Source organism: Streptococcus sp. IMAU 99161, assembly GCF_014435245.1.
Lineage (GTDB): Bacteria > Bacillota > Bacilli > Lactobacillales > Streptococcaceae > Streptococcus > Streptococcus lactarius.
The window spans coordinates 41,877-68,485 of sequence record NZ_JAAPAW010000008.1 but is presented as its reverse complement, the minus strand read 5'-3'; the positions used below and the strand labels follow the sequence as shown (position 1 = coordinate 68,485).

The 26,609-nt window shown below is 41.4% G+C and carries 27 protein-coding genes and 1 pseudogene; 3 read left to right on the top strand and 25 right to left on the bottom strand.

The genetic code is table 11. The annotated features are described in order from the left end of the window. Positions 1-23: 23 nt before the first annotated feature. The 8 genes from HA044_RS04090 to HA044_RS04055 all read right to left on the bottom strand — a co-directional run bounded on the left by HA044_RS04090 (position 24) and on the right by HA044_RS04055 (position 8,283). The gene (locus HA044_RS04090) at positions 24-1,985 is read right to left on the bottom strand and encodes a V-type ATP synthase subunit I (protein WP_187539553.1); all 1,962 of its coding nucleotides are present in this window, start codon (positions 1,983-1,985) and stop codon (positions 24-26) included. Then, positions 1,975-2,298 carry a hypothetical protein gene (locus tag HA044_RS04085; RefSeq protein ID WP_187539551.1) on the bottom strand — a complete coding sequence of 108 codons (324 nt, stop codon included), beginning with the start codon at positions 2,296-2,298 and terminating at the stop codon, positions 1,975-1,977. Before HA044_RS04085 ends, HA044_RS04090 begins: the two co-directional genes overlap by 11 nt. A 123-nt stretch (positions 2,299-2,421) precedes the next feature. Beyond that, positions 2,422-3,318, bottom strand: coding sequence for an ROK family protein (locus tag HA044_RS04080; protein WP_187539549.1), 897 nt, complete (start codon positions 3,316-3,318; stop codon positions 2,422-2,424). Continuing rightward, positions 3,315-4,151 (bottom strand): MurR/RpiR family transcriptional regulator, encoded by an 837-nt coding sequence (locus HA044_RS04075; protein ID WP_187539547.1) that lies wholly within the window; start codon positions 4,149-4,151, stop codon positions 3,315-3,317. Before HA044_RS04075 ends, HA044_RS04080 begins: the two co-directional genes overlap by 4 nt. Positions 4,152-4,371: 220 nt before the next feature. Then, a complete protein-coding gene (locus HA044_RS04070; protein WP_187539545.1) occupies positions 4,372-4,821 on the bottom strand; it encodes a YhcH/YjgK/YiaL family protein in 450 nt (149 codons plus the stop codon). Positions 4,822-4,919: 98 nt separating this feature from the next. Further along, positions 4,920-6,461, bottom strand: a complete 1,542-nt coding sequence (locus HA044_RS04065; RefSeq protein WP_187539543.1) for a sodium:solute symporter — start codon at positions 6,459-6,461, stop codon at positions 4,920-4,922. Between the two features lie 207 nt (positions 6,462-6,668). Further along, entirely contained in the window at positions 6,669-7,592 is a 924-nt protein-coding gene (locus HA044_RS04060; RefSeq protein WP_187539541.1) for a dihydrodipicolinate synthase family protein, read from the bottom strand. Between the two features lie 16 nt (positions 7,593-7,608). Then, the gene (locus tag HA044_RS04055) at positions 7,609-8,283 is read right to left on the bottom strand and encodes an N-acetylmannosamine-6-phosphate 2-epimerase (RefSeq protein WP_187539539.1); all 675 of its coding nucleotides are present in this window, start codon (positions 8,281-8,283) and stop codon (positions 7,609-7,611) included. 475 nt (positions 8,284-8,758) lie between these two features. Between HA044_RS04055 and HA044_RS04050 the strand changes: the two genes are divergently transcribed. Then, positions 8,759-9,598 (top strand): MurR/RpiR family transcriptional regulator, encoded by an 840-nt coding sequence (locus HA044_RS04050; RefSeq protein ID WP_187539537.1) that lies wholly within the window; start codon positions 8,759-8,761, stop codon positions 9,596-9,598. Between the two features lie 148 nt (positions 9,599-9,746). Here the strand turns inward: HA044_RS04050 and HA044_RS04045 are convergent, their stop codons facing one another. From HA044_RS04045 to ruvB, 17 genes and pseudogenes are all read right to left on the bottom strand, one after another. After that, positions 9,747-10,856 carry a Gfo/Idh/MocA family protein gene (locus tag HA044_RS04045; RefSeq protein ID WP_000248712.1) on the bottom strand — a complete coding sequence of 370 codons (1,110 nt, stop codon included), beginning with the start codon at positions 10,854-10,856 and terminating at the stop codon, positions 9,747-9,749. Between the two features lie 108 nt (positions 10,857-10,964). Then, complete coding sequence (locus HA044_RS04040; RefSeq protein WP_187539535.1) at positions 10,965-11,423, bottom strand: YhcH/YjgK/YiaL family protein; 459 nt, start codon at positions 11,421-11,423, stop codon at positions 10,965-10,967. Between the two features lie 25 nt (positions 11,424-11,448). Next, the gene (locus HA044_RS04035; protein ID WP_262407532.1) at positions 11,449-12,021 is read right to left on the bottom strand and encodes a MurR/RpiR family transcriptional regulator; all 573 of its coding nucleotides are present in this window, start codon (positions 12,019-12,021) and stop codon (positions 11,449-11,451) included. A gap of 324 nt (positions 12,022-12,345) precedes the next feature. Continuing rightward, positions 12,346-12,564, bottom strand: a pseudogene (locus tag HA044_RS04030) (type II CAAX prenyl endopeptidase Rce1 family protein); the annotation flags it as partial. A 53-nt stretch (positions 12,565-12,617) separates the two neighbouring features. Continuing rightward, a complete protein-coding gene (locus tag HA044_RS04025) occupies positions 12,618-12,791 on the bottom strand; it encodes a hypothetical protein (protein ID WP_016397890.1) in 174 nt (57 codons plus the stop codon). Positions 12,792-12,937: 146 nt separating this feature from the next. After that, complete coding sequence (locus HA044_RS04020; protein WP_187539533.1) at positions 12,938-13,324, bottom strand: ABC transporter permease; 387 nt, start codon at positions 13,322-13,324, stop codon at positions 12,938-12,940. A gap of 158 nt (positions 13,325-13,482) precedes the next feature. Then, the gene (locus HA044_RS04015) at positions 13,483-14,535 is read right to left on the bottom strand and encodes a zinc-dependent alcohol dehydrogenase family protein (RefSeq protein ID WP_187539531.1); all 1,053 of its coding nucleotides are present in this window, start codon (positions 14,533-14,535) and stop codon (positions 13,483-13,485) included. 164 nt (positions 14,536-14,699) lie between these two features. Then, complete coding sequence (locus HA044_RS04010; protein WP_187539529.1) at positions 14,700-15,023, bottom strand: hypothetical protein; 324 nt, start codon at positions 15,021-15,023, stop codon at positions 14,700-14,702. Then, positions 15,023-15,328, bottom strand: coding sequence for a hypothetical protein (locus HA044_RS04005; RefSeq protein WP_187539527.1), 306 nt, complete (start codon positions 15,326-15,328; stop codon positions 15,023-15,025). The genes HA044_RS04010 and HA044_RS04005 overlap by 1 nt, the downstream gene beginning before the upstream one ends. A gap of 13 nt (positions 15,329-15,341) precedes the next feature. Beyond that, positions 15,342-15,908 carry a hypothetical protein gene (locus tag HA044_RS04000; RefSeq protein WP_187539524.1) on the bottom strand — a complete coding sequence of 189 codons (567 nt, stop codon included), beginning with the start codon at positions 15,906-15,908 and terminating at the stop codon, positions 15,342-15,344. Positions 15,909-16,131: 223 nt separating this feature from the next. After that, positions 16,132-16,743, bottom strand: a complete 612-nt coding sequence (locus HA044_RS03995) for a hypothetical protein (RefSeq protein WP_222935330.1) — start codon at positions 16,741-16,743, stop codon at positions 16,132-16,134. 130 nt (positions 16,744-16,873) lie between these two features. Continuing rightward, positions 16,874-19,525, bottom strand: coding sequence for a bifunctional acetaldehyde-CoA/alcohol dehydrogenase (gene adhE / locus HA044_RS03990; protein WP_187539522.1), 2,652 nt, complete (start codon positions 19,523-19,525; stop codon positions 16,874-16,876). Positions 19,526-20,277: 752 nt separating this feature from the next. Next, complete coding sequence (locus HA044_RS03985; RefSeq protein ID WP_187539520.1) at positions 20,278-22,080, bottom strand: acyltransferase family protein; 1,803 nt, start codon at positions 22,078-22,080, stop codon at positions 20,278-20,280. After that, entirely contained in the window at positions 22,070-22,474 is a 405-nt protein-coding gene (locus tag HA044_RS03980) for an MORN repeat-containing protein (RefSeq protein ID WP_187539518.1), read from the bottom strand. Before HA044_RS03980 ends, HA044_RS03985 begins: the two co-directional genes overlap by 11 nt. Before the next feature lie 13 nt (positions 22,475-22,487). Beyond that, complete coding sequence (locus HA044_RS03975; protein WP_187539515.1) at positions 22,488-22,928, bottom strand: low molecular weight protein-tyrosine-phosphatase; 441 nt, start codon at positions 22,926-22,928, stop codon at positions 22,488-22,490. A 171-nt stretch (positions 22,929-23,099) separates the two neighbouring features. After that, on the bottom strand, positions 23,100-23,666 hold the full coding sequence (locus HA044_RS03970) for a nucleotidyltransferase family protein (RefSeq protein WP_187539513.1): 567 nt from the start codon (positions 23,664-23,666) through the stop codon (positions 23,100-23,102). A gap of 6 nt (positions 23,667-23,672) precedes the next feature. Then, positions 23,673-24,671 (bottom strand): Holliday junction branch migration DNA helicase RuvB, encoded by a 999-nt coding sequence (gene ruvB / locus HA044_RS03965; protein WP_187539510.1) that lies wholly within the window; start codon positions 24,669-24,671, stop codon positions 23,673-23,675. 278 nt (positions 24,672-24,949) lie between these two features. On the opposite strand from ruvB, the gene HA044_RS03960 reads away from it, so the two are divergent. Beyond that, positions 24,950-25,621 (top strand): hypothetical protein, encoded by a 672-nt coding sequence (locus tag HA044_RS03960; protein WP_187539508.1) that lies wholly within the window; start codon positions 24,950-24,952, stop codon positions 25,619-25,621. 15 nt (positions 25,622-25,636) lie between these two features. Continuing rightward, on the top strand, positions 25,637-26,302 hold the full coding sequence (locus HA044_RS03955; RefSeq protein WP_187539505.1) for a hypothetical protein: 666 nt from the start codon (positions 25,637-25,639) through the stop codon (positions 26,300-26,302). Positions 26,303-26,609 lie beyond the last annotated feature (307 nt).

Below are 26,609 nucleotides of genomic sequence, written 5' to 3'. Positions count from 1 at the left end.
TCCTATTTTTTAAAAGATAATACTTATTTTTTTGTTTTAATATAGCGTTCAGAAGGTTTGAGAGGGCGAAATGGCTTGCCTCCTCCTTCGTAGAACTTACCGAAGAACTCCACAAAGATCAAACGAGCTCCATGCACGTACCCTGACAAGAAGGACAGGAACATATTAATGGCATGAAGGACGATAAAGAGCAGAAGCCCTACCGTAAACCGTCCAAGCGGTGGAAAGAGATTGACAATGAGGTTAAAGGCTGAACCGATACTAGCTCCAGACAAGCCCAAGGCCATCAAACGGGTGAAGCTGACCAAGTCTCCGACATAGCCACTGACATTGTAAAGGTTAAAGAGACCAGACGCTAAACCGGACAGCTTCTTGGCACTGACGATGGAAACAATCAAGATCCCAATGGCATTCAAAATAGCTAGCCACTTGCCAATCGGCACCAGAAGCGCCATCCCAGGTAAGATATTGCCCACTGTTAGCAGCATTAAGCCAAGCAGGATCAAAACCCAGGCAAAGCCTGAATTGTATGCTTCGGTGTAGTCTTTGAGGCGGACATTTTTCACGCCTCCTAGGAAGAGGCCCACTAAGACGGTGATAAAACCAAAAACCACTGAGAGGATCAGGATGGTCATGGCATTGCTGGTCGTACTGATTAGGGCAAAAGGCATCTCAAATCCAAAGAAAGAGCCATAGACCACTCCCCAAAGGGCAACGGAAATTCCGAGGAGACTGAAGAAACGAAGGTTCTTGGCTGTACCAGGCTTGAGTTTGAAGGTTTTAAGAGCAAAGCCTGTCGCTAGCGTTAGCAAGAGTCCATAACCGATATCTGCGACCATCATACCAAAGAAAACAAAGTAGAAGAGCGAAACGATCGGTGTCGGATCTTTCTCGTAATACTTAGGCAGGGCGTACATCTCTGTGACTAATTCAAAGGGCTCTACCAAGGCACTATTTCGCAACTGGATCGGCACGTCATCCCAATCTTTTTCCGTTACATCGCGCGTTTCTAGTAGGACCCGAGAACCAAAACCTTGTTGTAAGAAGTCTCGTAATGAGGCTACTTGGGCTGTTTCAATCCAACCCTCCAAGGCTACCAAGCTTTGCGTGCTGGCAAGAAGTGATTTGGCCTCCTCACGAGCTCCCAAGCTCAACAAGTAATCCATCTGGTACTTGAGCTGGTCCAACTCCTTCTGGGAGTTTTGTAACTCTGCTAGCGTTGCTGCAACAACAGCTTCTTGCTCTTTGATTTCCCCTTCTAGGCGATCCAAGTAGACAGCTGGAAGTTGCTCTTCTTCATAGTCCAATTCTTTGAACCCATGTTCTTCCAGAAGCTCTTGAACAGCCGTACGGTCTCCCGAGCGATACAGGATGACATAGCCGTGTTCTGTCTCAGACGTAAAGACTTCTTCTAGTTCCAGCTCAGGATGAGCTTTTAAGGAAGAACGAACAGCGTCTGTATCGCTATTAGGAATGGTCCCGATCAAGCCATGCACATAGTGAAAGTTGGAAAGGGCAGCTGGTGTCACCTCTAAGGGTCGCCATTTTTCTAAGCGCTCGATCTCTCCCTTTGCATCCGCAATCTTCTGATGGGCATTGTCTAACACGCGCAATTGGCGTTTCAACTTGGTCAATAGAAGATCCTCGTCTCGAATCATCCCGTGGGCCTGCAGATCATCAAAAGACAAACTTAAAGGTTCTTCCTTGAGAGCTTGCATGGCCTTCTTCTCAGGCATGTAAGCTTCCAGAGTTTGAATCATTTTTTCAACTTGTTCTTGGCGTTTTTGCAACTCTACCAAGGCTTGACGATTGTCTTCTGTCAAGGGTTGAGACAAGGTAGACGCCTCAAAGGCTGCCTGCCACTCTTCGTTTTCACTCAGATCATAAATCTGAACGTTTGCTTGGGCTTGCAAGGCTAGTAGTAGTCTGTCCAAGTCATCTTTGGGCAAGATAAGGGACAGTTTTTGCATCTGACTAATGGCCATAGCTTGCTACCACCTTTTCTACAATGGCTTCGACTAAACCGGCTCTCTTGTCGGTCATCGCTTGCTGCACCTTGGCGTCATTTCCCGCGACCGTTTCGTCTAGGTCTTTGGCTAAAGCGACGAGTTTTTCTTGGGCGCTGGTTTCAGCCTCTGCGACCAATTGCTTGGTTTCCTCATCGTAATGTTGCGCCACTGTTGCAAGGCGATCGCGCGAATCCGTCCGGACTTGCTCGACTTGAGCTTCATAGCCTACGATCACGCCTTGAGCAGCCTGTTCGATCTCTTGCATCATTTCGAGTGTTGCATTCGACATCGTCACACCTCCTTATTCAACTATCATTCTTTAAACAACAGTATAATTACCTTAGATTATACCATATTTTACATAGTTTTGTTCGGGAAATTAGGGATCGATCGCTCCTAAAACGACCGTTTTTTAAGACAAGTTTTTCCCCTGATCCATTAAAAATTTGGCTACTGCTCCCAATCTTCCTGCTTCATTTCCTAATGTAGCCGTTACAATTTCTCGCGGTAAGAATCGTTGGTCCTGAACTGCATGATACAACTCATTTTGCAACAGAGGCAGCAAAACATCTGAGCGAGCAAAGATGCCACCTCCTAAAATCATTTTCTCCGGATTTAAGACATAAGAAAGAGTGACCAATCCTTGTGCCAGATGATGAACGTATGTTTCTAAGACTCTCAAAGCAACTGGATCACCCTTATCCACCGCCTCAAAAAAAGTTTTACCGGTTTGATGGTGTAAGCCAGTTGCTTCCTCATACATCTGAACAAGTGCTGACGCAGACGCTAAGGATTGCCAATCAGCATTCCCAATCGGTAAATATCCGATTTCGCCTGCTGTGAAATTATGCCCGGACAAGATTTGTTCATTGGTGAAAATACCACCACCGATACCGGTCCCAACCGTAATCATAACAGTAGAATGGCTATTTCTGGCTGCACCTTTCCACATTTCTCCTAACAAGGCGCAATTGACATCATTTTCTACTGTGACGGGAATGGAAAATCGTTTCTGAATCTCGCTGGAAAAATCAGTTCCACTGTAAGAAGGAATGGTATAACCTGCATATACAATTTTCCCTGATTGGCTGTCGACCACACCTGCTGTCGAAATCGCAACCCCGTCTAAATCAAGACTAGATTGATAGCTGGCAATGAGGTCACAAATTTGCTCCAGGATCCCATTGGTTTGGTTCTCATGGCATATCTTGGTACTCTGTTCCGAAAAATGTCCCAAAGCAGTCCCATCTTCGTCGTATACATCCGCTTTAATAGATGTACCTCCAATGTCGATTCCTAAAATATTCATTGTTCATCCTCCTTCTTATGCATATTGAGGGCCGAAAGTGTGTTGGTAAAGATATGGTTTCTTTTTTCTCTATCCAAATCCACATAATAGGCATAAAAAATATCCACTACGACTAAGACTGGAAATTGTGGAGAGATCAGCGTACCTTGAGGCAAACTTTCCTTTACGGCCACAGATACCAGCTCCTCACACCGCTCTTTTAAAAACGCACTTGTTTTGGATGTTATCAAGACCGTCCTAGAGCCTCTGTGTTTCGCCTGATATACAGCATCTAGAATTTCTTTGGTCTCACCTGATAATGAAATCCCGATCACCAGACATTCGTCATCCAGCATGACCTCATTGACTCGAATCATGTGGTCATCTGTAATCGCCTTACAAATCATTCCTAATCTCATGAAACGAAATTCCATTTCACGCGCCACAAGGCCGGAACTCCCCATCCCGTATATATAGACCCGTTTCGCCTTGTCTAACATCCGGCTGACACGCAAGAACTGTTCTTCATCAATCAAGGAAAATGTCTTATTTAGCAACTCTCCATAATCGGATAAGACGCTTTTTGTAATATGGTGACTAAGGTTTTGAATCTCCTGATTGGAGCCTTCAAATTCATAGACAAATTGCCGGTATCCTGTAAACCCACACTTTTTAGCGAATCTTGTCAAAGAAGAGAGGGAAACATACAATCGTTTCGCTACTGATTGTGCAGACAAGTCGTCTTGCATAACCTGATCAGATAAAAAATAGTCGGCTATTTTCTTCTCTAAATCCGTTAAGCTTTCATAGACCGACTCAATAATAGGTTGTATACTTTTTTCTAATGTAACCATTTCTCCTCCACTCTGGCAAGATCTTCTAAAAACGGGGAAAGAGGCTGGGAATAGTCTCCAACCTCCACTAACAATTCATGGGAACATCCGTCCTCTGAAAGGCTCTATCGAGCCATTTAGACCACTCAATGAGAGAAATCAGTGGCCAGATGACAAGAACCCTTCCCTCAAAAATTGTTCTATTTCTCCCGCTTGGAATGAAAAGAATGAACCACGCAGGCTATAAGCGCACTTTAAAAACGACCTTGCGAATACCTTGTGCCTGATCCACTTTCAAACCTGTCTTGTGCGCATCATTTGGATCTAATAACAAAATGCTACCAGGGGTAAAATGAATATCAAACAGGGAAGAACCAGACATTTGTTGCCAATCCTCTTCTTTCACATAATCTTCCACCTTCATATTGGACAAAAAATTATATGAGATGCGTTCTTTTCCTTCAAATAGGACATGAACGTCATAGTAAGCTCGGTGGCTTTCCCACACACGGTGCTCTTCATCCGTTGTTTCCATTTCAATCACATTGTAAAAGAAATCATCAGAGACTGTATGCGTCCCCTTTTCCTCTTGACTGACATCGTGTGTTTTTAAATAGTCTACCACTTTCTTGAGTGCAGGGTGTTGAATGTCTCGTGCAATCGCTGCATCTTTATACTGTACTAATTCCATATTGGAACTCCTTTCCAAATTCTACCTAGGCTTCTGATGGCTCTTGCCTATTGAAGATAGGGACCTGTTTCCCTATCTTCAATAGCTGGTATACCACTTTATTGACGTTTTGCCCAGCTACTATCCGCATGGATTTCAGGAATATCATAGATCGTGGTATATTTAGGAGCTGCACTACCTTTTTGAGTCAATAGTGAAACAACATATCCAGATACTAATGATACAAAAATTGAAATGAATGAATAAGCCCAATAGTTTACTGCTGTTGCAGGAAGCACGTATTTGATCACAATCATCACGATACTAGAAACCACCAAGGCAGTATAGGCACCATACTTGTTGGCTTTTTTAGAAGCGAATCCAAGAACAAAGATACCGCCTAAGATTCCTAATACCAATCCCATAAAGCTATTAAACCATTCATAGGCTGATTTGATATCTGAATGAGCCATCACGATCGACACAACAATTGAGAAAATACCTACTCCCAAGGAAATATAACGTGCAATTTTCGTACGTGTAGCGTCCGTCATATCTTTAGAGATAACATCTTGAATATCCAAGGTCCAGGAAGTCGCTACAGAATTCAAACCTGTAGATAAGGTTGATTGAGCTGCAGCATAAATGGCTGCTAAGATAATTCCTGTAATCCCAACAGGCAATTGATAAGCAATGAAATAAGTGAAGATTTGATCCTGAGGAATATCACTACCAAAAGCTCCTGGATTTTGAACCTTGTAATAAACGTAAAGACCTGTACCAATCAAATAAAATACAGTTGCTGTCCCAAGGGAAAGTACACCATTGGTAAACATCATTTTATTCAATTTTTTAATATTTTGAGTGGTCGTAAAGCGTTGGACTAAGTCTTGAGAAGACGCATAAGAAGACAAGATGGTTAATCCAGATCCCATGAGAATCAGGAATACAGATCCGGACAACAAATTCGGGTCAAATAATTTCTCAGTTGGGGCAATGAATTTACCATGAGCTAATTCATGGAAAATCGAACCAAATCCACCATGCAAATTGCCAACCAATACAACCAATGAGATGATGACACCAACGATTAAAACCGCACCCTGAATAAAATCAGTCCACAATACAGACTTGATTCCTCCAGTGTAGGAGTAGATGATCGCCACAATTCCCATCAGGATAATCAAGATGTTGACATCAATACCTGTTAAAATCGCTAAGCTAGCGGAAGGCAAGTACATGATAATGGACATCCGTCCAATTTGGTAGATGATAAATAGCAAGGCTGAAATCACACGAAGAGGTCGAGAATCAAATCTTCGTTCTAGATAATCATAGGCGGTATCAATGTCCATTCTTGCAAAGATAGGCAAGATATACTTAATAGACAACGGCACTGCAATGATTAGCCCTAATTGAGCAAACCATAAAATCCAAGTCCCAGCATAAGAATTTCCCGGTAATCCCATGAAAGAGATCGGACTTAGCATGGTCGCAAAAATAGACACCGAGGTAACGTACCAAGGGACGGTACCATCTCCTTTGAAGAACTCTTTTCCTTGCATTTCCTTTTTGGAAAATAGAAGTCCTGCAATCAATACTGCCAATAAATAGACAATCAAAACAATTAAATCAATTGTTGTAAAACCAGAATTTCCCATATTACTTTCTCCATCCAACAAGTACTTCAGAAGGCTAGGTAACAGTCCAACCTCTAAAACGATACTTGAAAAAACTAGATTGACACAGTAGCCAATCGCTCAAAGCACTACTTTTTAGGAGCAGGAAGATTGAAAAGATTTGGGAAACCTCTTCAACCCGTCCACACATCGGAATCGTTCCCGCTCCTATGAAGCTCTATACACTGATTACAAGAAGCGTTCTCTTGCCTTATTGATTAAGTCAGCTGCTTCTTTTGCAATTGCCAGATCTTCTTCATGTAAAGGTTCAAGTGGTGCTCTTACAGAACCAAGATCTAATTTTTCATTTAGACGGAGAATTTCTTTGATCACTGCATAAAGATTTGCTCGTCCACTGACCATTTTATAAATGACATCATTGATCGCATATTGCAATTCTTTAGCTGTTTCAAAATCGGATTGTTTGATCAATTCATTTAATTTTAAGAACAAATCAGGCATCACCCCGTAAGTACCACCAATTCCAGCTTTTGCGCCAATAACGCGGCCACTAATGAACTGTTCATCTGGTCCATTAAAGACAATATGGTCATCTCCTCCATCAGCTACAAACATTTGGATATCTTGTGTTGGCATAGATGAATTTTTCACCCCGATTACCCGTGGATTCTTGCGCATTTCAGCATACAGGTCGCGCGTGAGGGTGGTACCAGACAGTTGCGGAATATTATAAATGATAAAATCTGTATTTGGTGCAGCCTTGCTCATGTCATTCCAATAGCGAGCAATCGAATAGGCAGGAAGACGGAAATAAATAGGTGGGATCGCTGCAATAGCATCTACTCCCAAGCTTTCAGCATGCTTAGCAAGTTCAACACTATCTTTAGTATTGTTACATGCGACATGGGCAATAACGGTTAGTTTTCCTTTCGCAACCGCCATCACATTCTCTAAAATCAGCTTACGATCTTCCACGCTAAGATAAATACATTCTCCAGAAGAACCGTTGACATAGACCCCTTGTACCCCTTTGTCAATATGGTATTGCGTCAAGGCACGGACTCTTTCTGGACTCACTTCGCCATTTTCATCATAGCAAGCATAAAACGCTGGAATAACACCTTCATATTTTTTCAAATTTGCATTTGTCATTTGGAGACCTCTTTCTTTATTTTGTTGCTTCTACAAATTTTTTTGTAATTAGTTGTGGACGTGTAATAGCAGATCCTACGACAACACTATAGGCACCTAGCTCCAAGACCCTACGGACTTTATCAGGGGTATCGATGTTGCCTTCTGCAATTAATGGATGAGATAGTTTACTCAGGGCCTTGCGAATAATTTCAAAGTCATTTGATTCGATTTTATCGCCCTGACTTTGCTTGGTGTAGCCCACCAAGGTCGTTCCAATAAAATCGAAACCTAATTGGTCAGCCGTCAGCATTTCATCAATAGTAGAACAATCTGCCATCCACAATTGATCCGGATATTTTTCCTTTACTTTTTGGAAAAATTCTTTCAAGCTTTCGCCATTTGGTCGTGTAGAAGTTGTGGCATCTATCGCAATGATATTCGGACGAACCGTCATGAGTTCATCTACCTCTTTCATAGTTGCCGTGATATAAACATCTGCACCTTCGTAATCTCGTTTGATGATCCCAATGATGGGTAAATCTACCGCTTTTCGAATTGCTGCAATATCAACAACCGAATTGGCACGGATTCCAGATGCTCCTCCTTCCTTAGCAGCCACTGCCATACGAGCCATAATAAAATCACTATGCAATGGTTCGTCTGGTAGAGCTTGACACGATACAATCAGCTTATGCCGTAACTCTTCCATGATTTAATCACCTGCTTCTTTTTTGAATTGTAAGCTCTTACACCAACAATCATAATACTTTAAATATGTATTTTCAATACTTTTCCTATAATTAGAAAGTACTTTCTAAAAAATTTTAGGCTTCCTATATTTTTATTGTATACCTATTTGATTTCATATACAAATATTTTACGTTATTTTTTTAGGTCCTTTTTTATCAAGAGCTGAGAGAAGCCTTTCTCCCATACTTGGCTTACTCCTTTATTTATTTCTCATAACTGCTATTTTACATGTCTACTTTTTGGCCTTCTCATTCTGAAAGTAAATTTACTCTTGAGACTACTTTTAACATCGTTCGTTTTCCCCTTATATCCTGTTACTAGTTTCAATGGTTTTTACTCGCTTTTGCTTGAATAAAATGGTCTCTCCATGTTATAATATGTAATATATTATAGGAGTGTCCTGTTATTTCATTTCGCGAGAAAGGAGGACTGCTGTGAAACAAGATCAAGATTTACGCATGATTATCGCTAGTCATGAAACGGAATTGACAGATATGGAACGCGACATTGCCCACTATTTTCTATCATCCGAAGCACGACAGCATTCCCTATCCTCGTCTCGCGTGACCAAATTGCTACATGTCTCAAAAGCCGCTTTGACCCGTTTTTCCCAAAAATGCGGGTTTACTGGCTATCGGGAATTTGTCTACCATTTTAACGAAGAAGCGAAAAATCAACAGCAAGAAGAAGAGCATGATGAACTCACTCTCAGCGTCTTGCAACGCTACCACCATATCAGTAACGTTACTGAAAACTTCGTCAAAGATCCCCAATTGGAGCATGTGGCAGACTTAATCGATCAGGCAGACCGGGTCTACTACTTCGGGATCGGAAGTTCCAGCTTGGTAGCCCGGGAGATGAAATTACGCCTCATGCGACTCGGTGTAGCAGGGGAAGTCGTGACCGATCAGGACGGATTTACCTGGACCACCAGTATTCTCGATTCCTCCTGCTTGGTCCTTGGATTTTCCTTATCGGGTAAGACAAACGCTATTACAGATAGTTTGGTGAAAGCCAAGGAAAACGGTGCAAAAACTGTCCTTGTAACAGCTAACCCTGCTTGTGTCCACCATGATTTTACTGAAGTAGTGCCTGCTGCTCCTCTTCCTAGCAATACCTATATTGATCGCATCTCAGCGGTCCTTCCTTTACTGATTGTGGTCGACCTGATCTACACCCATTTTCTCAGTAAAAATCGAGATGAAAAAGAGACGGTGTTTAATCGCTATTGGGAAAACAAAAAGCTTTCTGGTCAACGTTCTCGAAAATCTTAATATGGTCTCCCTATTTAAAAAACCAAGAAGGATGAGATAAAACTCATCCTTCTTGGTTTTTCGTCTCTATTCCTTTATTCAATGAGTTGTATCACAGAACTTTAGAAATTATATAATGACAAGAATTTACTATTCTGTTTTACAATAGTTAAGCATTTGTGATTTCTGAAAGACTTACTTTTCGATCTTCTTTAACTGATAAAGTACATGCATCAGCGGTAGCGATTGATTCTAAAGCAGCTACACCATTGAGAAGTTTTTCATATTCTTCTGTAATTTCTCCACCTTTAATGATGTCATGTAGATATTCCATTTCTTTATCAATACATGTTTGTAACCATAATGGGCAACGTACTCCTGGTTTACCGTACGCAATTGCTCCATCCATACCACGACCGGTATAGATAGCTGTACGGTCATCATCTTCCTCTTGAGTTTCATGTACTAAGAAGTGTGATTCTCCTTCACCTTTAACACGAAGAGTACCTCCAGTATTGAACAAGTCAAGTTTGATAGCTCCTTCAGTTCCTTGAATCAAGACGTAGTGTTCACCCCAACGGAAAGCATTACCATATTCCAAAACAGCATAACGATCATCAGAGTATTCTAGGTTTACAATGAGCATATCATCTTCATCACCAAAGTTTTCACCTTTATGATATACATTGCCTCCTACCATTGTCGCTTTTTCAGGAAGTCCTCCCATGATGAACTGAATGCAATCTAATTCATGAATATGGTGGTACAAATGTCCTCCAGATTGAGAACGAAGTTTCTTCCATGATACAGTTGGTTGTTGTTCTTCCCAACCTGTACGAGCGGCATGGCAATAAAGAACTTTACCGATTTTACCTTGAGTAATCAATTCTTTAGCATGGTGTACACCATTAAAGAAGTTCATGATGTGACCAGCCATAAAGATAACATTATTTTCTTTACATGCGTCAACCATGGCTTTACAATCTTCATAAGACAATGCAATTGGCTTTTCACAAAATACGTGTTTGCCATGTTGAGCAGCTTTCACAACAGGTTCACGGTGAAGGTAGCTAGGTGAAGCTACGATCACACAATCAATATCTTCACGTGCTACAAGTTCATCTAAACTTGCACAAACATCTGATCCCAACTCTTGAGCAACTTCTTCTCCATGATTTGGGTCAAATACCGCAACCACTTTTGCATCTTCAATTTTGTTCATTGAGCGAGCCAAATCAGCTCCAAAATATCCAGCTCCAACAATACCGTAATTTACCATAATTTTTATCCTCTTTCTATATATTTTTAAATTTCAGCTTTAATTCTTTTTCAAATCTTCAATCTTAAATGTTATATATGGTACAACATTTTTCATATGAAGTTCATTTTATTTTTCCTCGTTTAAAACTTTGATAACAAGTTTTTTAACAGTTTCATCATTGCAATGAATCTTTGGTTGGTGAAGATCTTCTTCAAAAGTCACCAACATATTCCCTGGAAGCAATTCAACAATTTGATAGTCTTTGCTATCGTAAAAAGCAATATCCTTCTCTTCGCTAAAAGGTATACGTGACTGAGCACGAACTGGGGAAGTTACTGCCATTTTTTCTGTATTTTCAACAACAATATGAATATCTAAATATTTCTTATGAGTTTCAAAAATATCTCCTGGAACTCCATCAGCTAGATAAGTCATACAATTTGCAAAAACATTTTCCCCGTCAATATCAATTTTTCCATCAACTAAATCTGTCAAATTTGTATTTTCTAAAAAATCACAGACTTTTGAAAAATGTTTATTGACAGAAGCATATCGTCTAAAATCAGATTGTTCAGAAATAATCATATTATTTTCTCTTTTCTATTAGTGACTAGTGACGAACTTCCCAACTTGAATTCGCTTTAATTTCTGAAATATCATGAATCGTTGTATATTTAGGTGCAGATATTTTATTTTCAGTAAGAACAGAACTTCCTTTACCATAAAGATATACACGCTCAGCAGTTTCTATCATCTCAGCAATACGCTCAAGTTGAACTTCATCAAGAACCGTGTAAGTTTTTCTCAACATTTCTTCATAGTCGGATAAAACTTTTTCTGTAGCCTCTGTATACAATGCTAACTTTTCTTTCTCACGAATCATCTCTTGGTATTTGAAAATGAATTGTCTAAAACCTTTAAAACCACATTTTTTCGCAAATCGAGTCAATGTTGCTTTGGATACATTAAGGCATTCGCACAATGCCTCACATGAATAATTATTCAGAGGTTGCTGTTTTAAAAAGAATATAGCAATGTCTTTTTCAGCATATGCCATATTTGGTAAGTTAGCTTCTATCATTGGAATTAGTTCTTTTTGCAGTAACATATGAGCTTCTTTATTGAAGTAAACGTTTACATTCTTTATTTTAACACTTATTTCTTTTTTTTCAATATTTTTCATGATTTAGAAAGTAGTTTCTAATTTCTTTCATTTTATAACAGAACAACAAATATAAAAATATAACAATTTTTTATTCTTTTTATTTGTATTTTATGTCTTGCAAGAACATTTGTCGACATCAATATGTTCATATATACCTATTTTATTAATTTTTATTTTGATTTTATTATTTCTTTCGGAATTTCTATACAACATTTTATTTCTAAAAAAATAGAAAAAATGTTCCTAGTTTCTTTATTTTATGCTGTTAATACATTTTTGTTTCCGAATTAAAAATAATCCTATAAAAACTACTGATTTATGAGATAAATCAGATCACCTATTTTAAAAAAGCATCAAACTATAAACTAGTAGGTTCCACACTAAATGTAGCCCCATACTGCCCCATAAGTCCGATTTGTAGCGTACAAGCCCTAAAAACATCCCAAGTGAAGCATATAAACACCAAGCTAGAATGCTTCCTGGATGATGTGCTAAGGCAAATAAAACACTTGTCAAAGCAACTCGAATATTTAATTTTCTAACCAAGTTCCATAAAATTTTAGGTAATTTGTAATACCGTTCTGAAGTTTGGTATTGATTTGCGGTAATTCGTTTCATAGCGCGCCTCCAAGTTCTTTGAGTGTTAAATCTCCACTTGATTCCAAGCGAACCAAGCCACTTTTTTCCAATTCAGCCATAAGAGATATGGCCTCGACAATATCTATTCCCATTTCACGTACTAAAAATGAAATGACAATATAGCGTGATGATTGTAATTCTTTTGTCATTTTCCCTCCTGAAAATAAAAAAGGAGAACAATATTCAATTGTTCTCCAAAATAATTTTATTAAAAAGAAAAACCCTGCCAAATTAATTTTTCTGATTCTTCTAAAGAAGTATTTCTACTCTATAATACTGAGACCATCTCATCTACCTAGCCCATCTTTTTAGTCGCTTTTTCCTTTACGACAAACACAAAAGCAATAGAGCCGACAACGGCACCAAGCAAGATCCAATAGAGCGCATCTGACGAAACAATTGGCCCTGACAAGAGACCAGCTAAGATAAAGAGATCGATATACAGTCTGGTATCGCGATAGAAGGTCCAGTTAAAATGGTAGCTACCTTCTGGATACTGACGTGTCGATACAGGCGGTTGAAAAACCTGAAGCAGGAGCAAAATCCCTACAAATGCAAGATAAGTTAGACTAATAACCGAAAGCGGTGTCTGCATCATCAACGTCACAGCCACCAAAAGCAAGACCAAGATCCAGAAATGAAAGTCCATCCAGAATTCACGATGATAATGAAACCATTTCATAAGATCACACCTTTCTTTTATTGTAATCGTTTTCTAAACTTATATTATAAGATAAAGAACTTTTTTTGCAAGGTAAAAGCGGTTAGTTAGGGCTGAAAATAGGACCAGAATATCTCTGGCCCTTCTAAAAAAACTATGAACAAAGAGTAACTCCCACCTTATTGACTGATGTCATTTTCGATAATCACCTTGAGGGCATTGTTTTCACCCGCATGTTTAAAGACATCATAGGCCTTTTCGACTTCTGAGAGTTTGAAGTGGTGGGTGATGAGCTTGGTTGCATCGATCTTACCAGATTTTAAGACATTCAGCAGCATTTCAGTGGTGTTGGCATTAACAAGACCGGTGTTGAGGGTAATGTTCTTGATCCACAATTCGTCCAAATTGAAGCTAACCGGTTTTCCGTGAACACCGACGTTGGCAATATGACCACCGACAGAGATGACGTTTTGGCAGACATCAAATGTAGCAGGATAACCTACACATTCCATAGAAATATCAACCCCACGGCCGTCCGTCACTTCATTGATAAAGGCCTTGATTTCCGCAATATCGCTTGAGCAGATGGTGTGAGTAGCCCCGAATTTCTTAGCTGCTTCAAGACGAGATTCAGATAAGTCCACCATGATAATCGTAGCAGGTGAGAAGAACTGAACGGTCAAGAGAGCCGCAAGGCCAATTGGACCAGCTCCAACGATACAGACATTATCGCCTGGTTTTACATGAGATGGGAGGACCCCAATTTCATAAGAGGTTGGGAGAATATCTGAGAGCATGACCAAGGCTTCGTCATCCACCGTTTCAGGCGCATGATAAAGACTGCCATCCGCATGTGGAATATGCACATATTCTGCTTGGGTTCCGTTGATCAAGTGACCCAAAATCCAACCACCATCTTCACAGTGAGAAGGCAGACTACGTTTACAGTAGTAGCAGGTGTTACAAGCTGTGACACAAGAGATAATGACCTTGTCGCCCACCTTGAAGTTAGTAACCGCATCGCCGACTTCTTCGACAATTCCGATCCCTTCGTGACCTAGAATCGTGCCTTCCTTACAGGCAGGAACATCTCCTCCTAGGATGTGAAGGTCTGTCCCACAGATGGTTGTTTTTAAGACACGTACAATCGCATCCGTTGGGTTTTTGATTTCTGGTTTTGGTTGGTCGATTAGTTGCAGATTGCCCGCAGATACATAGGTTGCAGCTTTCATAAGCGACTCCTTTTCTTTGTTGGTTTGATAAACCATTTTATTTTTGTTTTATTTGTGAATATTATAACATAATAAGTAAGCGCTTGCAACGGGCTGTGGCCATATTTTTAAAAGTGTTTTGAGCAAAATAAAACATCCCTCTTATTCTCTATCAGAGGAATGTTTTAATCACCTTGTTCTAATTGTTGGCGCTGCTTATAGTACTCTTGCTGCTCGCGTTCGCGTTCTTCTTCTAAGCGCTCTTCATAGCGTTTGAGTTCTGCCTCAAACTCTTCTTGCAAGGCAAATAAACGCTCCAAGCCACTTTGAGCTTCCGCACTTGGGGCTTGAAAATGCAGAGCACTCAGCCAGTCTACTAAATTTTCTGTGTGTTGGCGGACATCCATACGCATATCCGCATAATCCCACTCCAACTCACTCAGCTTTTGATTGAAGCGGTGATGTCGATCTTCTAGCTGTTCTAATTCATTATTTCCTGAATGGTACATCACATACCTCCTTTAATCGGACTCATGAAAATCGGCTTTTTCACTGATTTCAGTGCAGTTTCTGCCGCGTCCGCTGCTCCTCCTGTAAATCCATCTTTCAAATCATTAACTAGGGTCGTTGTGGCAAAAGTGCGCATCTTTTCGGATTGACCGCTCAAAGTCACCTGCAAACTCATCCCTTCCAACATCATCAAGGCTTTTTGCGTTGCAATCAAACTCCGAATTGCAATCCGCTCTTGCTCCTTTTTAATCTCTCGATGGAGCTCCTCAATGCGTTCTCTATCCTCTCCCAGGATTTCTAACATCTTTTTCTCCTACTTATGAAAAATCAAAGGCCGCTGCTTGTCCCTTGTCCAAGTCCACCAATTGGGCTGATGCAGCCTCTAGTTGCCCTGCCAGATCTGACAGACGTGTCGAGTAGGCCCTTGCTTGAGCCAGGTTTTCCGCCTCGACCGCTTGGTCCCAGCAAGTATCCATGGAGAACTCTCCTAATAGTTGCTCCACTTCTGCGTCTGTTAAAAATTGGGCCATGCTGTGGGCCATTTGAGACACCTCCGCAACCTTATGGGAAACCGTATCCTTGGCCACTTCTAGCTGATCTTTGAGCTCGGCCTCAAAGACCGTCGCTTGCGCTGAAGCATTTTGCGCTACTGCCAGTACCAATTCCTCTCGCAATTGAATGGTCTGGGTCCCAGACGCACTCGCTAGTTGCTGATGGAGGCTAGGAATGCTAGACGCATCCTCAGGTGTCCCCTGCCCATGCAGAGAAACAACCGAGGCAGATGATGGAGTTTCTGATCTAGGTGCTTGTTGATCCCTTTGTGGCATCTCAATAATTTTCTGCGCCTGGTCTTGCATCCCTTGTATTTCATCTTCTAACTCCATTTGAGATAGCCTCCTTTCTTGGTTCATTTTATGGTCCACAGATCCTAAACTTCCTTGCCTCATCAGTAGAAGCAAATTCACACACTATAGGGTAACATAAATTAGCTCGTAATGCTATAAAAATTTCAAAAAATAGTTAAAAAAAACAGCGCTTGATGAAAAAAAATTGAATTTGAGCCTCGTATTCCTAAAAAATAAAAGGAAAAACTTAACTTTTTTAGCGTCATTTATTATAGTCTCCTTCTTGGATCTCTAAGTTATAAACAACCTTCGCTTCTGGGCTACCGCTTTTATTTTTATTCACCCCAACTAACTGCCCAGCATCCGTTAGGACCTTTAGACTCGTATCAATTCCTTCATCCTCTTTCACCTTTGCATCTTCTGGTAGTTTCTCTTCATTCGAAACGTCAATTGCTTCTCCTGTTTTTGAATTATCTAAGAAGATGACCTCTTTATGATTCATCCCAAAATCAAATTCAACTCCCTGGTGGAAGCCATAGCGGAGCATGGGCTCTCCTTTTGCATCCCGCCCTAGATAAGCTTTGTTTCCATGCCAGTCATAGACAACCGGAACCACATTCACTCGTAAAGGATCCCCAGATTTCAAACCTCCGTCAAAGATAATCGGAGAAAATTCAATTTTACCGATACCTGTGAAATTTTCCTTTACGTACAATGCCGTTTGTTCTTCCAATAGACGGAAAGAATGTTTAAAAATGCTCTCCTCTTCATAGGTCAAGCCTTGGGCTGTTCGATGAGGGTTCTTCAGCCAGATCACCCCTACACCCAGAATGACGACGATCACTAAAAGGATTCCTATAATCTTTTTTCTCATCTTTGCCTTCTTTGTTCTAGTTCTTTTCTTATACCCTATCATAAAATCAAGGGAATTGCGAACTCAAAGCAAAAAATCCCCCACTCTTTCAAGTGAGGGGGCTGATAAACATCAGTTGTTCGTCGGCGTCTTATTTACGACGTCCTGGACGTTCCTTGTAACCATAGTAAGCATCTTCGATAATTTCTTGCATATGGTCTACCATTGGAAGACGTGGGTTAGCTGGTGAACATTGATCTTCATAAGCGAGGAAGGCCAATTCACGAGAATGTTTCTTCCATTCTTTTTCGTTGATTCCTTGTGCCTTGAAGTTCATTTGGATACCACAGCGTTCACCAAGTTCATATACAGCTTTTGCGTAAGCTTCAACAGCTTCCTCTGGTGTAGAGCATGGAAGTCCTAACATACGAGCAATGTCTTGGTATTTTTCATCTGCACGGTAGTAGTTGTACTTAGGCCATGTCGCAGTCTTGGCTGGGCGTGTACCGTTGTAACGGATCACGTATGGAAGCAAGATGGCATTGGTCCGTCCGTGAATGGTGTGGAATTGCGCACCAATCTTGTGGGCCATGGAGTGAGAAATACCGAGGAAGGCATTGGCGAAGGCCATACCTGCGATCGTAGAGGCATTGTGCATCTTTTCGCGGGCATCGTAGTTGGCTGTTTTCACAGATTCTTCCAAGTTTTCAAAGACCAGTTTAATAGCTTGAAGGGCAAGACCATCGGTAAAGTCGCTAGCCATTTGAGAGACATAAGCTTCTGTCGCGTGGGTCAAGACGTCCATACCAGTGTCTGCTGCAACCGATCCTGGAACAGTCAAGACAAGAGATGGGTCCACAATCGCCACTGTTGGTGTCAATGAGTAGTCAGCGATTGGGTATTTGCGGTTATTGGCTTTATCAGAGATAACGGCAAATGGTGTAACTTCTGATCCAGTACCAGATGTTGTTGGGATGGCGATGAATTTTGTCTTCTTACCAAGCAATGGGAATTTGAAGGCACGTTTACGGATATCCATGAATTTTTGAATCAAATCGTGGAAGTCCACTTCTGGTTGTTCATAGAAGAGCCACATAACCTTAGCCGCATCCATTGGAGAACCACCACCAAGAGCGATGATCGTATCTGGCTTGAAGGTCCGCATGATCTCCGTACCACGTTCAACCGTTGTGATATCTGGATCAGGTTCAACATCCGCAAAGATTTGGTAAACCACCTTGTTGCGGCGAAGGTCTAATTGTTCAATAATGCGATCCAAGAAACCAAGTTCTACCATCGCATGGTCTGTCACGATCATGACACGTTCTACATCACGACATTTTTGTAAGTATTCAATTGATCCACGTTCGAAGTATGTCTTCGAAGGAAGTTTCATCCATTGCATGTTATTTCTCCGGCGTCCGACTTTTTTGATATTCAAGAGGTTTACTGCGCTTACGTTATCACCAACTGAGTTGTGTCCATATGAACCACAACCAAGAGTCAATGATGGCAAGAAGGCATTGTATACGTCCCCGATACCACCAAAAGTAGAAGGAGAGTTCCAAATCACACGGATGGCTTTGACTGCTTTCCCAAATTCTTTAGCCAGATCAGCATCTGCAGTATGGATGGCAGCAGAGTGACCCAGACCGTTGAATTCAACCATTTGACGAGCTTTGTCAATTCCATCTTCACGGCTGTCTGCTTTCAAAACAGCGATGACTGGAGACAATTTTTCACGAGTCAATGGTTCTTTTGGACCAACTTCTTTCACTTCTGCAGCAAGGATATTGGTACCTTCTGGGACAGAGAAGCCAGCTTGTTCAGCGATCCATGCTGCTGGTTTCCCAACGATGTCCGCATTCAATTTTGCACCCGCACAGTTCTTGCTGTTGGCTTTGACACCGAAGCAGAACTCTTCAAGGAGGGCTTTTTCTTTTTTGTTGACAAAGTAAGTGTGGTAAGATTTGAATTCTTCTACAAACTCATCGTAGATTTCTTTATCGATGATGACCGCTTGTTCAGATGCACAAACCATTCCGTTGTCAAATGATTTAGACATGACGATATCGTGGGCTGCTTGACGGATGTTGGCTGTTTTTTCAACATAAGCAGGTACGTTTCCAGCACCTACCCCAAGAGCTGGTTTCCCGCAAGAATAGGCAGCTTTCACCATGGCATTCCCACCTGTCGCAAGGATAGTCGCAATTCCTTCGTGGTTCATCAGCGCACTGGTTGCTTCCATAGATGGTTGCGTGATCCATTGCACACAGTTTTCAGGTGCTCCTGCTTTGATCGCTGCATCCCGTACAATTTGAGCTGCATGAGCAGAAGATTCTTGAGCAGATGGGTGGAAGGCAAAGATGATTGGGTTACGAGTCTTCAATGAGATCAAGGCTTTGAAGATCGCTGTAGAAGTTGGGTTAGTGGTTGGAGTGATCCCACAGATCACGCCGACTGGTTCTGCAATCAAGGTCAAGCCTGTCACATCATCGTCATCGATGATGCCAACTGTTTTCGTATGACGCATGTTGTTGACCACATGTTCGCAGGCAAACAAGTTCTTAGTTGCCTTATCTTCAAAGACACCACGACCGGTTTCTTCATATGCATGAAGGGCTAATTCTCCGTGGGCATCAAGAGCTGCTACAGATGCTTTTGCAACGATATAGTCCACTTGCTCTTGCGTTAATTTACGCATTTCTTCTAATGCAACAAGGCCCTTTTGGACCAACTCGTCAACGTGCTTTTCAGCGGCGAGTTTCTTTTCTTCAGGGGTAAGTGATTTTTTATCAGCCATTTGATGGTTTCCTCCGAATTGTTCAAAAGAAAGTTGTTTTCATGTTTTCAGTAAACACTCAAACCTTTTACCCATTCTTTCTTTTGTTAATTATTTCACAATATTATTCTACTCTATTTTGAGCTTTTTGTAAACACTTCCAAGCAATTTTCACAAAGATTTTTTCTAATTTTGTGAATCTTTTTTCAAACTCCTTTGATAGGGGGTTTTGAAACCCACACTTTGTGAAATAAATTTTTAAAAAACTTTTTCTTCACAAAGAGAGATTTTCACTCCGTTTTTGTAAGCGTTTTCTTTATCTTACTAAAAAAAGCAACCTTTTGCAAGTATAAAGTTGCTTTAGAAGGTAGACAAACTACTTTTGTAAAAAATAAAGATGAGTCCTAATTTTAAGAATGAATCAAGAAAATACCGAAACTTTCCGATGTGAGAAAAGTGCCTGAAACAATACAGTTTCAGGCACTCGGAATTATTGAGAGTAAAACAGTTTGGGAAACTGTTTTAGCCTGAGCCCAGAAATTAAAGAGCGAAGGGGCTCAAAATAAATTGAACACGGGCTGCGGATTGTGTCAAAAAGATAAGTTCTCCTAGAATCGAAAGATTCTACGTCAAACTTCCTATTTTGACTTTATCCGCAGACGCCCTTTGTATCTTAATTTAGTCATGGAACTTCTTTGAAGTTCGCTGACGTCCGTACTCACCTAAGGAAAGTTTTTAATATGAATTTGTCTTTCTTTTTCCAAAAATCTAGACTACTTCTTAACAGGGCCTTTTTCAGCTTTGTCAAGGGCTTCTTTGACTGTCTGAGCGTAGAGCTCCCCACCATTGGTTTCCATATTAAAGTGTACAGAGTCTGTTCCCACCCAAATATTTGGATTTTCCACGGCTACTTGATACCAGTCTGCAATGGTGATAAAGTCATATTTCTTAGCCAATTCCAACTCATAGAGACGGGTTTGGACCGACTCACTTGACTGATCACTCGCATACCGTCCATCGTATGGTGTCACTAAAATCAAGCGACGACCTTTTGGCAACTTTTTAACATACTGATCTAGCAGTTGTTTGTAGTTGCTAACTGTATTGGTTCCGAGGGCAATGACAACATTTTTCAGGAGTACTTTATTGGAGATATCTGTTTCAAAGACCTTCATCCCATTTTCCAACTGACGGCTCACTACCGCATCAATCTGGATGCCAGGGATCGCTTTTATTAGATAATTTTGTGCCCGCAAATTGACCGAATCTCCGATCATGGTCACCCCATTTGAAACGTTGTAATCTGTCGCCGTCGCATTGTCCACCTGGGTCCGTGTGACCTGCATTTTATTATCGGCTTGATTGAGCCCGCTGGCAACCAAACTCTCATCGAAGGCTCCAACCGTTGGCGCAAAAGCTGAAATCCCAACCATCAGTATGGCCAATGGGATCATGAGATAAAAGACCGGTTTGGTCAAAAAGCTGAGATCCATCTTCATGCCAAAGACGCGTGGTTTCTTTCCTGCAATCGTAGGCTCTAAGACGTAGAAGGAAAGAGCTGTCAAGGTCAAAGACAAGATGGTGGTGACAATCGCTGCCATCATGGTTCCCAAATGTTGAGAGAAGATGATGAAGAAAGGCCAGTGAAAGAGGTAAACACCATAACTAGTATCCGCAAAGAAATTAAGGATAGCCGGTTCTTTTTTATCAGGCGTCTTTTCATGAAGAATACGAGCTGCAAGAATCATGGCCGCAGCAGCAATGGTTGCAGCTAAAAATCCAAAGAGATAGGTCCACAAGCTATCAAATGGCAAGAAAAGACTCAGCACGAATAAGAAGGCAAAGCTTCCTCCCAAGACTGATACCGTCTTTTTCATATTCCAAGATTGCACCAGCTTAGTGAAGTTCGGGCTCACATTGACAATCCCTGTCACCGTTGCTAAGCAAGATCCCACAAAGAAGGGGAAAATGTGGGTGAAGCTAGAGAAGTAAATTGTTGAAAAGTTTGCTGTTAAAAAGGCTCGTATAAACATGGACAAGAAGGTAAAGAGAAAGAGTCCACTAGAGGCCAAAAAGAGCATGCCACGATAGGCCCCAACCGTCTTTGCCCGCTTAGCCAAAAACCATGCTAGAAGCGCCCAGAGCACATAGTAATGCACTTCTAAAGCCAAACTCCAGGTATGAAGGAAGAGGTGGGGAATGAAGTTGCTTTCATAACTACCACCCGTTGCCATTTCAAAGAAATTGGTCACAAAGCCAAAGACTGCCGCAATCTGGGTCCCGATCCCAGCCACATAGTCCCGTTGCACCATAAAGGTAAAGGGCATCACGACCAAAACCATAAAGACCAAAGGCGGAACAATCCGATAGAAACGGCGTTTCAAAAAGGCTAGATAGTCAATCTCTTGTTTGCGCGCAAATTCATCGATCAAGAGGGCTGTGATCAAAAATCCTGAAAAAGTGAAGAAAATATCCACCCCGATAAAGCCTCCAGGAAAGGCTTTCTGGAAGAAATGGTAAAGCAATACTAGTAGGAGTCCTGTGACACGGACCAGTGAAAACCATTTAATGCGCATTTTGATAAATCCCCTGCTTGAATGTTCCTTTGTAAACGACATTGGCTTCTGTTGTCAACGTCCCTTTGCCTTCTGGCTGCCCATTGACAAAGTGGCCTTCATAGGTCCACCCAGCCTTGGCCTTGAACTTGCCCTGACCACTGAAAGCACCATTAACAAAGTTGCCTGTATAAGTATCCCCATTTTTGAAGGTGACAGTTCCTTTGCCGTTCATCTTCCCACGAACTAAAGTCCCGTCATAGCGGATCGCTCCCTTATCCAAGGTTAAAACACCTTGACCTGGAATGGCCGAAACGAAGACCATCAAGGCCGACAGGATAATGACGACCAAGGCAACGATTTCTAAATTTTTTCTTGTCAGATAGACCTTATAGGTCTCATAAAATTCTTTCATATTCTGTATTCTCTCAACGATCAAACTCTTCGGTTCTTGCTAGCTGGTCCAACCAGGCCTCGCATCCAGCCAAAACCCTGCGGTAGGTATCATCAAAATCACCCGTATACCAAGGGTCTGGGACACTTTCACTTGCAAACAAATGGATCTTGTGTTCGGTTCCTGCAGGAGCCATTTGCTTGAGATCTGCCACATTATTTTCATCCATCCCAAGGATCAGATCAAAGTCATAAAAATCCTTATCCTTGATCTGTAAGGAAGTCTTGGTTAGATCATAAGGAATCTGGTGTTTCTGAAAGATTTTCTGGGTTCCCTGATGGATCGGATTGCCATGTTCCCAGTTGGAAGTTGCTCGACTTTCAACCAGATACTGATCGGTTAAGTTCTTCATGACAAACTCTGCCATGGGGCTTCGACAAATATTTCCTAAGCAGACAAAAACGATTTGTTTCATGGCAACACCCAACTCCTTGTTTGAATTTTCAACCCTGCAAGACCTTTGCGCTTTCCCAAGGGAAACTCGCACACTATGACTATTATAACAAAAATATGACAGAAAGATGACAAAGGCGCCCTATCATTTTAAAGAAAAATCAGATGTTCTGCTCCAATCTGATCTTTTTCTCTATTTTGGAAAACGAACCTCTAATTGAGGCCATTTGCTCTGCCAATTTTTCTTTTTCATGCGTTCCGTATAAACCGCCAAACGCTCTGGGCTGACTAAAAAATGTGGAGTCGGCTGAACGATGAAGTCTTCGATGTCCCTGGTCCCATAGGGGAGAAAGAGTTCCAACTGACCATCTTTCCTTAGGCGAACCGCAAGAGCCGTACACCGCTCAGGGTATTTGGAAACCGCATCACAAGCACTCGTGTAGGGAGCTGTCCCTGGGCTATGCTGGTGCATGTAGACTTGATTTTTGACTTCCCAAGCGTACTGGGGAAACTTTTTCTTCAGCTCCTGCTCAATCTGCTGCGTCTCCTCATAGCTGATCGCGGGGTCATAAAAGACCAGATCCATATCGGTTGTCGCATCAAACCCTGGTCTTCCAGAGAGCTGGTTCCAGATAAAATTACGCACCGCGCCCGCTGCTAACCAAGCATCTGCCAAGTTGAGATCTCGAATAATGGCCAAGACCGCCATCATCTCCGGATCCGCTTGGATTTGTTCTACTATCGTTTCTTCTGTCAGCATCTTCTTCTAGTCTCCATTGTAGGGATAACCCAGGTGTTCATAGGCCTTGCGAGTTGCCACGCGCCCAGTCCGGGTCCGCATGATAAAGCCTTTTTGGATCAAGTAAGGCTCATACATATCTTCTACCGTCTCGCGTTCTTCAGCAATATTGACCGATAGAGTCCCAAGTCCGACCGGTCCACCCCCATACATCTCGATCATGGTGCGCAGAATCTTTTGGTCGATATAATCTAATCCTTCATTATCCACATCCAGCATGGAAAGGGCCTTGTCCGTAATGGTATCATCAATCAAGCCATCGCCCATAATCTGGGCAAAATCGCGTACCCGTTTGAGCAAGCGATTGGCAATCCGAGGAGTCCCACGACTACGAAGAGAAAGCTCTTCAGCAGCTTCGTGGGTGATCTCCATCTCAAAGATATCGGCCGTCCGCTCGATGATCTCTGTCAGATCATCCTGCTCATAGTATTCCATGTGCCCAGTGATCCCAAAGCGAGCACGCAAGGGATTGGACAGCATCCCAGCTCGGGTCGTTGCCCCAATTAAAGTGAAAGGAGGCAATTCCAGATGGACACTGCGGCTGCTCTCACCAGCCCCAATCATGATGTCAATGTAAAAATCCTCCATGGCGCTGTAAAGCACTTCTTCAACCGACATAGGTAAGCGGTGGATCTCATCGATAAAGAGAACATCACCTGGCTCCAGGTCATTAAGAATCGCTACCAAATCACCAGCCTTTTCAATGACAGGGCCGGACGTCTGCTTGAGGTTGACGCCTAGCTCATTGGCAATGACAAAGGCCATGGTGGTCTTCCCCAATCCTGGAGGTCCAAAAAGGAGGACATGGTCCAGCGCCTCATCCCGAAGCTTGGCCGCTTCAATAAAGATTTTCAGCTGGTCCTTGACCTTGTCTTGCCCAATATATTCCTGTAAATATTGCGGGCGTAAGGTCCGTTCAACAGCTTCCTCATCGCCCATGATTTCGTTGTCTAAAATTCTACTCATACACACTATTATAGCAAAAAATACCAATAGATCCGAGGATAAGCTGACAAATATTTCAAATGAAAATAGAAATAATTTTCCAATGGAAAACCTGCTATTTTCTAGACCGTAATTCTCATTGGTGTTCGTTAGAAAAATTTGAAAGATCGGCACTCGTTACTAACCTTTCTTTTTATTATACGTTCTCTTCTTCTCCATAATCTCTCGCTTACGATTTCACTTTATGATTATTCCATTTAATGATAGAATAAAAGTAACAACGTTTCGGAGGTAAATTTATGTTTACTAAAACAAAGAAGATTCTTTTCGGATTCTTGATAGTCTTTGCAGTGCTCCTTATTGCAGGATGTCAGCCAAAAAATCAAACAAAAGGACCACAAGATCTTACACACGATCAACAAGGAACTTGGAAATGGACTGAAAAACAATTGACGATGCAAAAAGTATTCCTGGCTTCCAACTTGAAAAAGCTTCAATCCGCATTGATGCTCGATGACTTTGAAGACGTCAATATGACACTGAACATCAAAGACAAGAAGGTCGAATTGAAGTATCAGTTTAACTACCGCAAGCTCTATGAAGATCAATACAATGCACAAGGACTTAAAACTCCTGATTTCGAAACCTATTTGAAAAACAAGACAGCCGATTTCAAGAAATACACTGAATCGCTTCAGCATACAAAGATTACTTTAGATGAAGCAAACAGCTCTTATAAGTACTCTCTTACAGGTGAAATCAACACAAAAAACCATACCATTACATTCCCTGAAACACCAACATTCTTAAGCAAAATTATTATGGGGACTGGTTATGACCCTCTTAAACCAATAACTTACAAATATACGGTTGAAGACAAACAAATCACACTCTATGCAGAAGAAAAAGACTCTAATAACCTTTTACACGTGATGCGCCTTCGTTTCAACTACGCAGAAGAGAAAAAATAGAAGGAGTGAACGATAATGAAAAATATGAAAAAAATAACTCTATGGCTCATTTCCCTTCTAGCTCTTCTATTGATTGCAGGATGCGGACAACAACAAACCAAAGAAAGTAAGACTCCAGAACCAGTAACACTAGAAGGTGAATGGAAAGCCGTTGACTTTCGAGATACGATTGAACGAACATTCTTATTTTATTATAACGAAGCAGACAGTCGTCTCAAAGTAACAGAAGCTTTCCAAGATATCAATCCAACTTTAAAAATCAAAGGTAAAAACGTAACCTATTCTTATACGGCGGATATGAATAAATATTTCGATTTCTATTATGAAACGAATAAAGATCAATACTCTAGTAAAGAAGAAGCCGTCAAAGTTCTGAATGGTCTGTTCCAGAAGAAAATGGATACTTTTCAACACCAAAAAGGAAGTATAGATGAAAAAACGAATGTGGTAACAGCGTCTCTAACAGATGCGGTTTTAGATGAAAAGGCAAAAACGATTGTATTCCCTGAAGTTCCAAATATTTTTGGAGTGCTTCCTCTGTTTATTTCTTCAAAGGACGTTCCCCTCACCTATCATTACGAGTTGAACGGAGATATTCTTACTATCTATGCTGAAAAAACATTCGAAGAAACAGGAGCACATCTCGTTTATCCGATGAAATTCAAGAAAGTTCAAAACTAGTTTACTGAGAGTGGGACAGAAATCGGTAATTCGTTAGAACTCGATTTCGTCGTCCTACCTCCGCACAGTTGAGTAGGGCTGTAAAAGCTGATGAAATCAGCGTAGTAGAGCCCACTCAACCACTGCGCCTTGCTCGTCATTCCAAAGACTATTGAGAGGCTAGGACTTTTGTCCCAGCCTCTTTTGTGTGCGAAAAATTAATTTAAGAGCTTACGCTCTATTAAAATGCTTCAGTACCTTTGGTTCGGTTAGGAAGGATCGTAGTTCTCACTAACATTCGAACTGCATCAACGTACCTAAGCTCACT

What these genes read in the sequence shown, in the direction of transcription:
- HA044_RS04090 (WP_187539553.1), bottom strand. Translation starts at nt 1,985, where the DNA reads ATGGCCATTAGTCAGATGCAAAAACTGTCCCTTATCTTGCCCAAAGAT.
- HA044_RS04085 (WP_187539551.1), bottom strand. Translation starts at nt 2,298, where the DNA reads ATGTCGAATGCAACACTCGAAATGATGCAAGAGATCGAACAGGCTGCT.
- HA044_RS04080 (WP_187539549.1), bottom strand. Translation starts at nt 3,318, where the DNA reads ATGAATATTTTAGGAATCGACATTGGAGGTACATCTATTAAAGCGGAT.
- HA044_RS04075 (WP_187539547.1), bottom strand. Translation starts at nt 4,151, where the DNA reads ATGGTTACATTAGAAAAAAGTATACAACCTATTATTGAGTCGGTCTAT.
- HA044_RS04070 (WP_187539545.1), bottom strand. Translation starts at nt 4,821, where the DNA reads ATGGAATTAGTACAGTATAAAGATGCAGCGATTGCACGAGACATTCAA.
- HA044_RS04065 (WP_187539543.1), bottom strand. Translation starts at nt 6,461, where the DNA reads ATGGGAAATTCTGGTTTTACAACAATTGATTTAATTGTTTTGATTGTC.
- HA044_RS04060 (WP_187539541.1), bottom strand. Translation starts at nt 7,592, where the DNA reads ATGACAAATGCAAATTTGAAAAAATATGAAGGTGTTATTCCAGCGTTT.
- HA044_RS04055 (WP_187539539.1), bottom strand. Translation starts at nt 8,283, where the DNA reads ATGGAAGAGTTACGGCATAAGCTGATTGTATCGTGTCAAGCTCTACCA.
- HA044_RS04045 (WP_000248712.1), bottom strand. Translation starts at nt 10,856, where the DNA reads ATGGTAAATTACGGTATTGTTGGAGCTGGATATTTTGGAGCTGATTTG.
- HA044_RS04040 (WP_187539535.1), bottom strand. Translation starts at nt 11,423, where the DNA reads ATGATTATTTCTGAACAATCTGATTTTAGACGATATGCTTCTGTCAAT.
- HA044_RS04035 (WP_262407532.1), bottom strand. Translation starts at nt 12,021, where the DNA reads ATGAAAAATATTGAAAAAAAAGAAATAAGTGTTAAAATAAAGAATGTA.
- HA044_RS04025 (WP_016397890.1), bottom strand. Translation starts at nt 12,791, where the DNA reads ATGACAAAAGAATTACAATCATCACGCTATATTGTCATTTCATTTTTA.
- HA044_RS04020 (WP_187539533.1), bottom strand. Translation starts at nt 13,324, where the DNA reads ATGAAATGGTTTCATTATCATCGTGAATTCTGGATGGACTTTCATTTC.
- HA044_RS04015 (WP_187539531.1), bottom strand. Translation starts at nt 14,535, where the DNA reads ATGAAAGCTGCAACCTATGTATCTGCGGGCAATCTGCAACTAATCGAC.
- HA044_RS04010 (WP_187539529.1), bottom strand. Translation starts at nt 15,023, where the DNA reads ATGTACCATTCAGGAAATAATGAATTAGAACAGCTAGAAGATCGACAT.
- HA044_RS04005 (WP_187539527.1), bottom strand. Translation starts at nt 15,328, where the DNA reads ATGTTAGAAATCCTGGGAGAGGATAGAGAACGCATTGAGGAGCTCCAT.
- HA044_RS04000 (WP_187539524.1), bottom strand. Translation starts at nt 15,908, where the DNA reads ATGGAGTTAGAAGATGAAATACAAGGGATGCAAGACCAGGCGCAGAAA.
- HA044_RS03995 (WP_222935330.1), bottom strand. Translation starts at nt 16,743, where the DNA reads ATGAGAAAAAAGATTATAGGAATCCTTTTAGTGATCGTCGTCATTCTG.
- adhE (WP_187539522.1), bottom strand. Translation starts at nt 19,525, where the DNA reads ATGGCTGATAAAAAATCACTTACCCCTGAAGAAAAGAAACTCGCCGCT.
- HA044_RS03985 (WP_187539520.1), bottom strand. Translation starts at nt 22,080, where the DNA reads ATGCGCATTAAATGGTTTTCACTGGTCCGTGTCACAGGACTCCTACTA.
- HA044_RS03980 (WP_187539518.1), bottom strand. Translation starts at nt 22,474, where the DNA reads ATGAAAGAATTTTATGAGACCTATAAGGTCTATCTGACAAGAAAAAAT.
- HA044_RS03975 (WP_187539515.1), bottom strand. Translation starts at nt 22,928, where the DNA reads ATGAAACAAATCGTTTTTGTCTGCTTAGGAAATATTTGTCGAAGCCCC.
- HA044_RS03970 (WP_187539513.1), bottom strand. Translation starts at nt 23,666, where the DNA reads ATGCTGACAGAAGAAACGATAGTAGAACAAATCCAAGCGGATCCGGAG.
- ruvB (WP_187539510.1), bottom strand. Translation starts at nt 24,671, where the DNA reads ATGAGTAGAATTTTAGACAACGAAATCATGGGCGATGAGGAAGCTGTT.
- HA044_RS03960 (WP_187539508.1), top strand. Translation starts at nt 24,950, where the DNA reads ATGTTTACTAAAACAAAGAAGATTCTTTTCGGATTCTTGATAGTCTTT.
- HA044_RS03955 (WP_187539505.1), top strand. Translation starts at nt 25,637, where the DNA reads ATGAAAAATATGAAAAAAATAACTCTATGGCTCATTTCCCTTCTAGCT.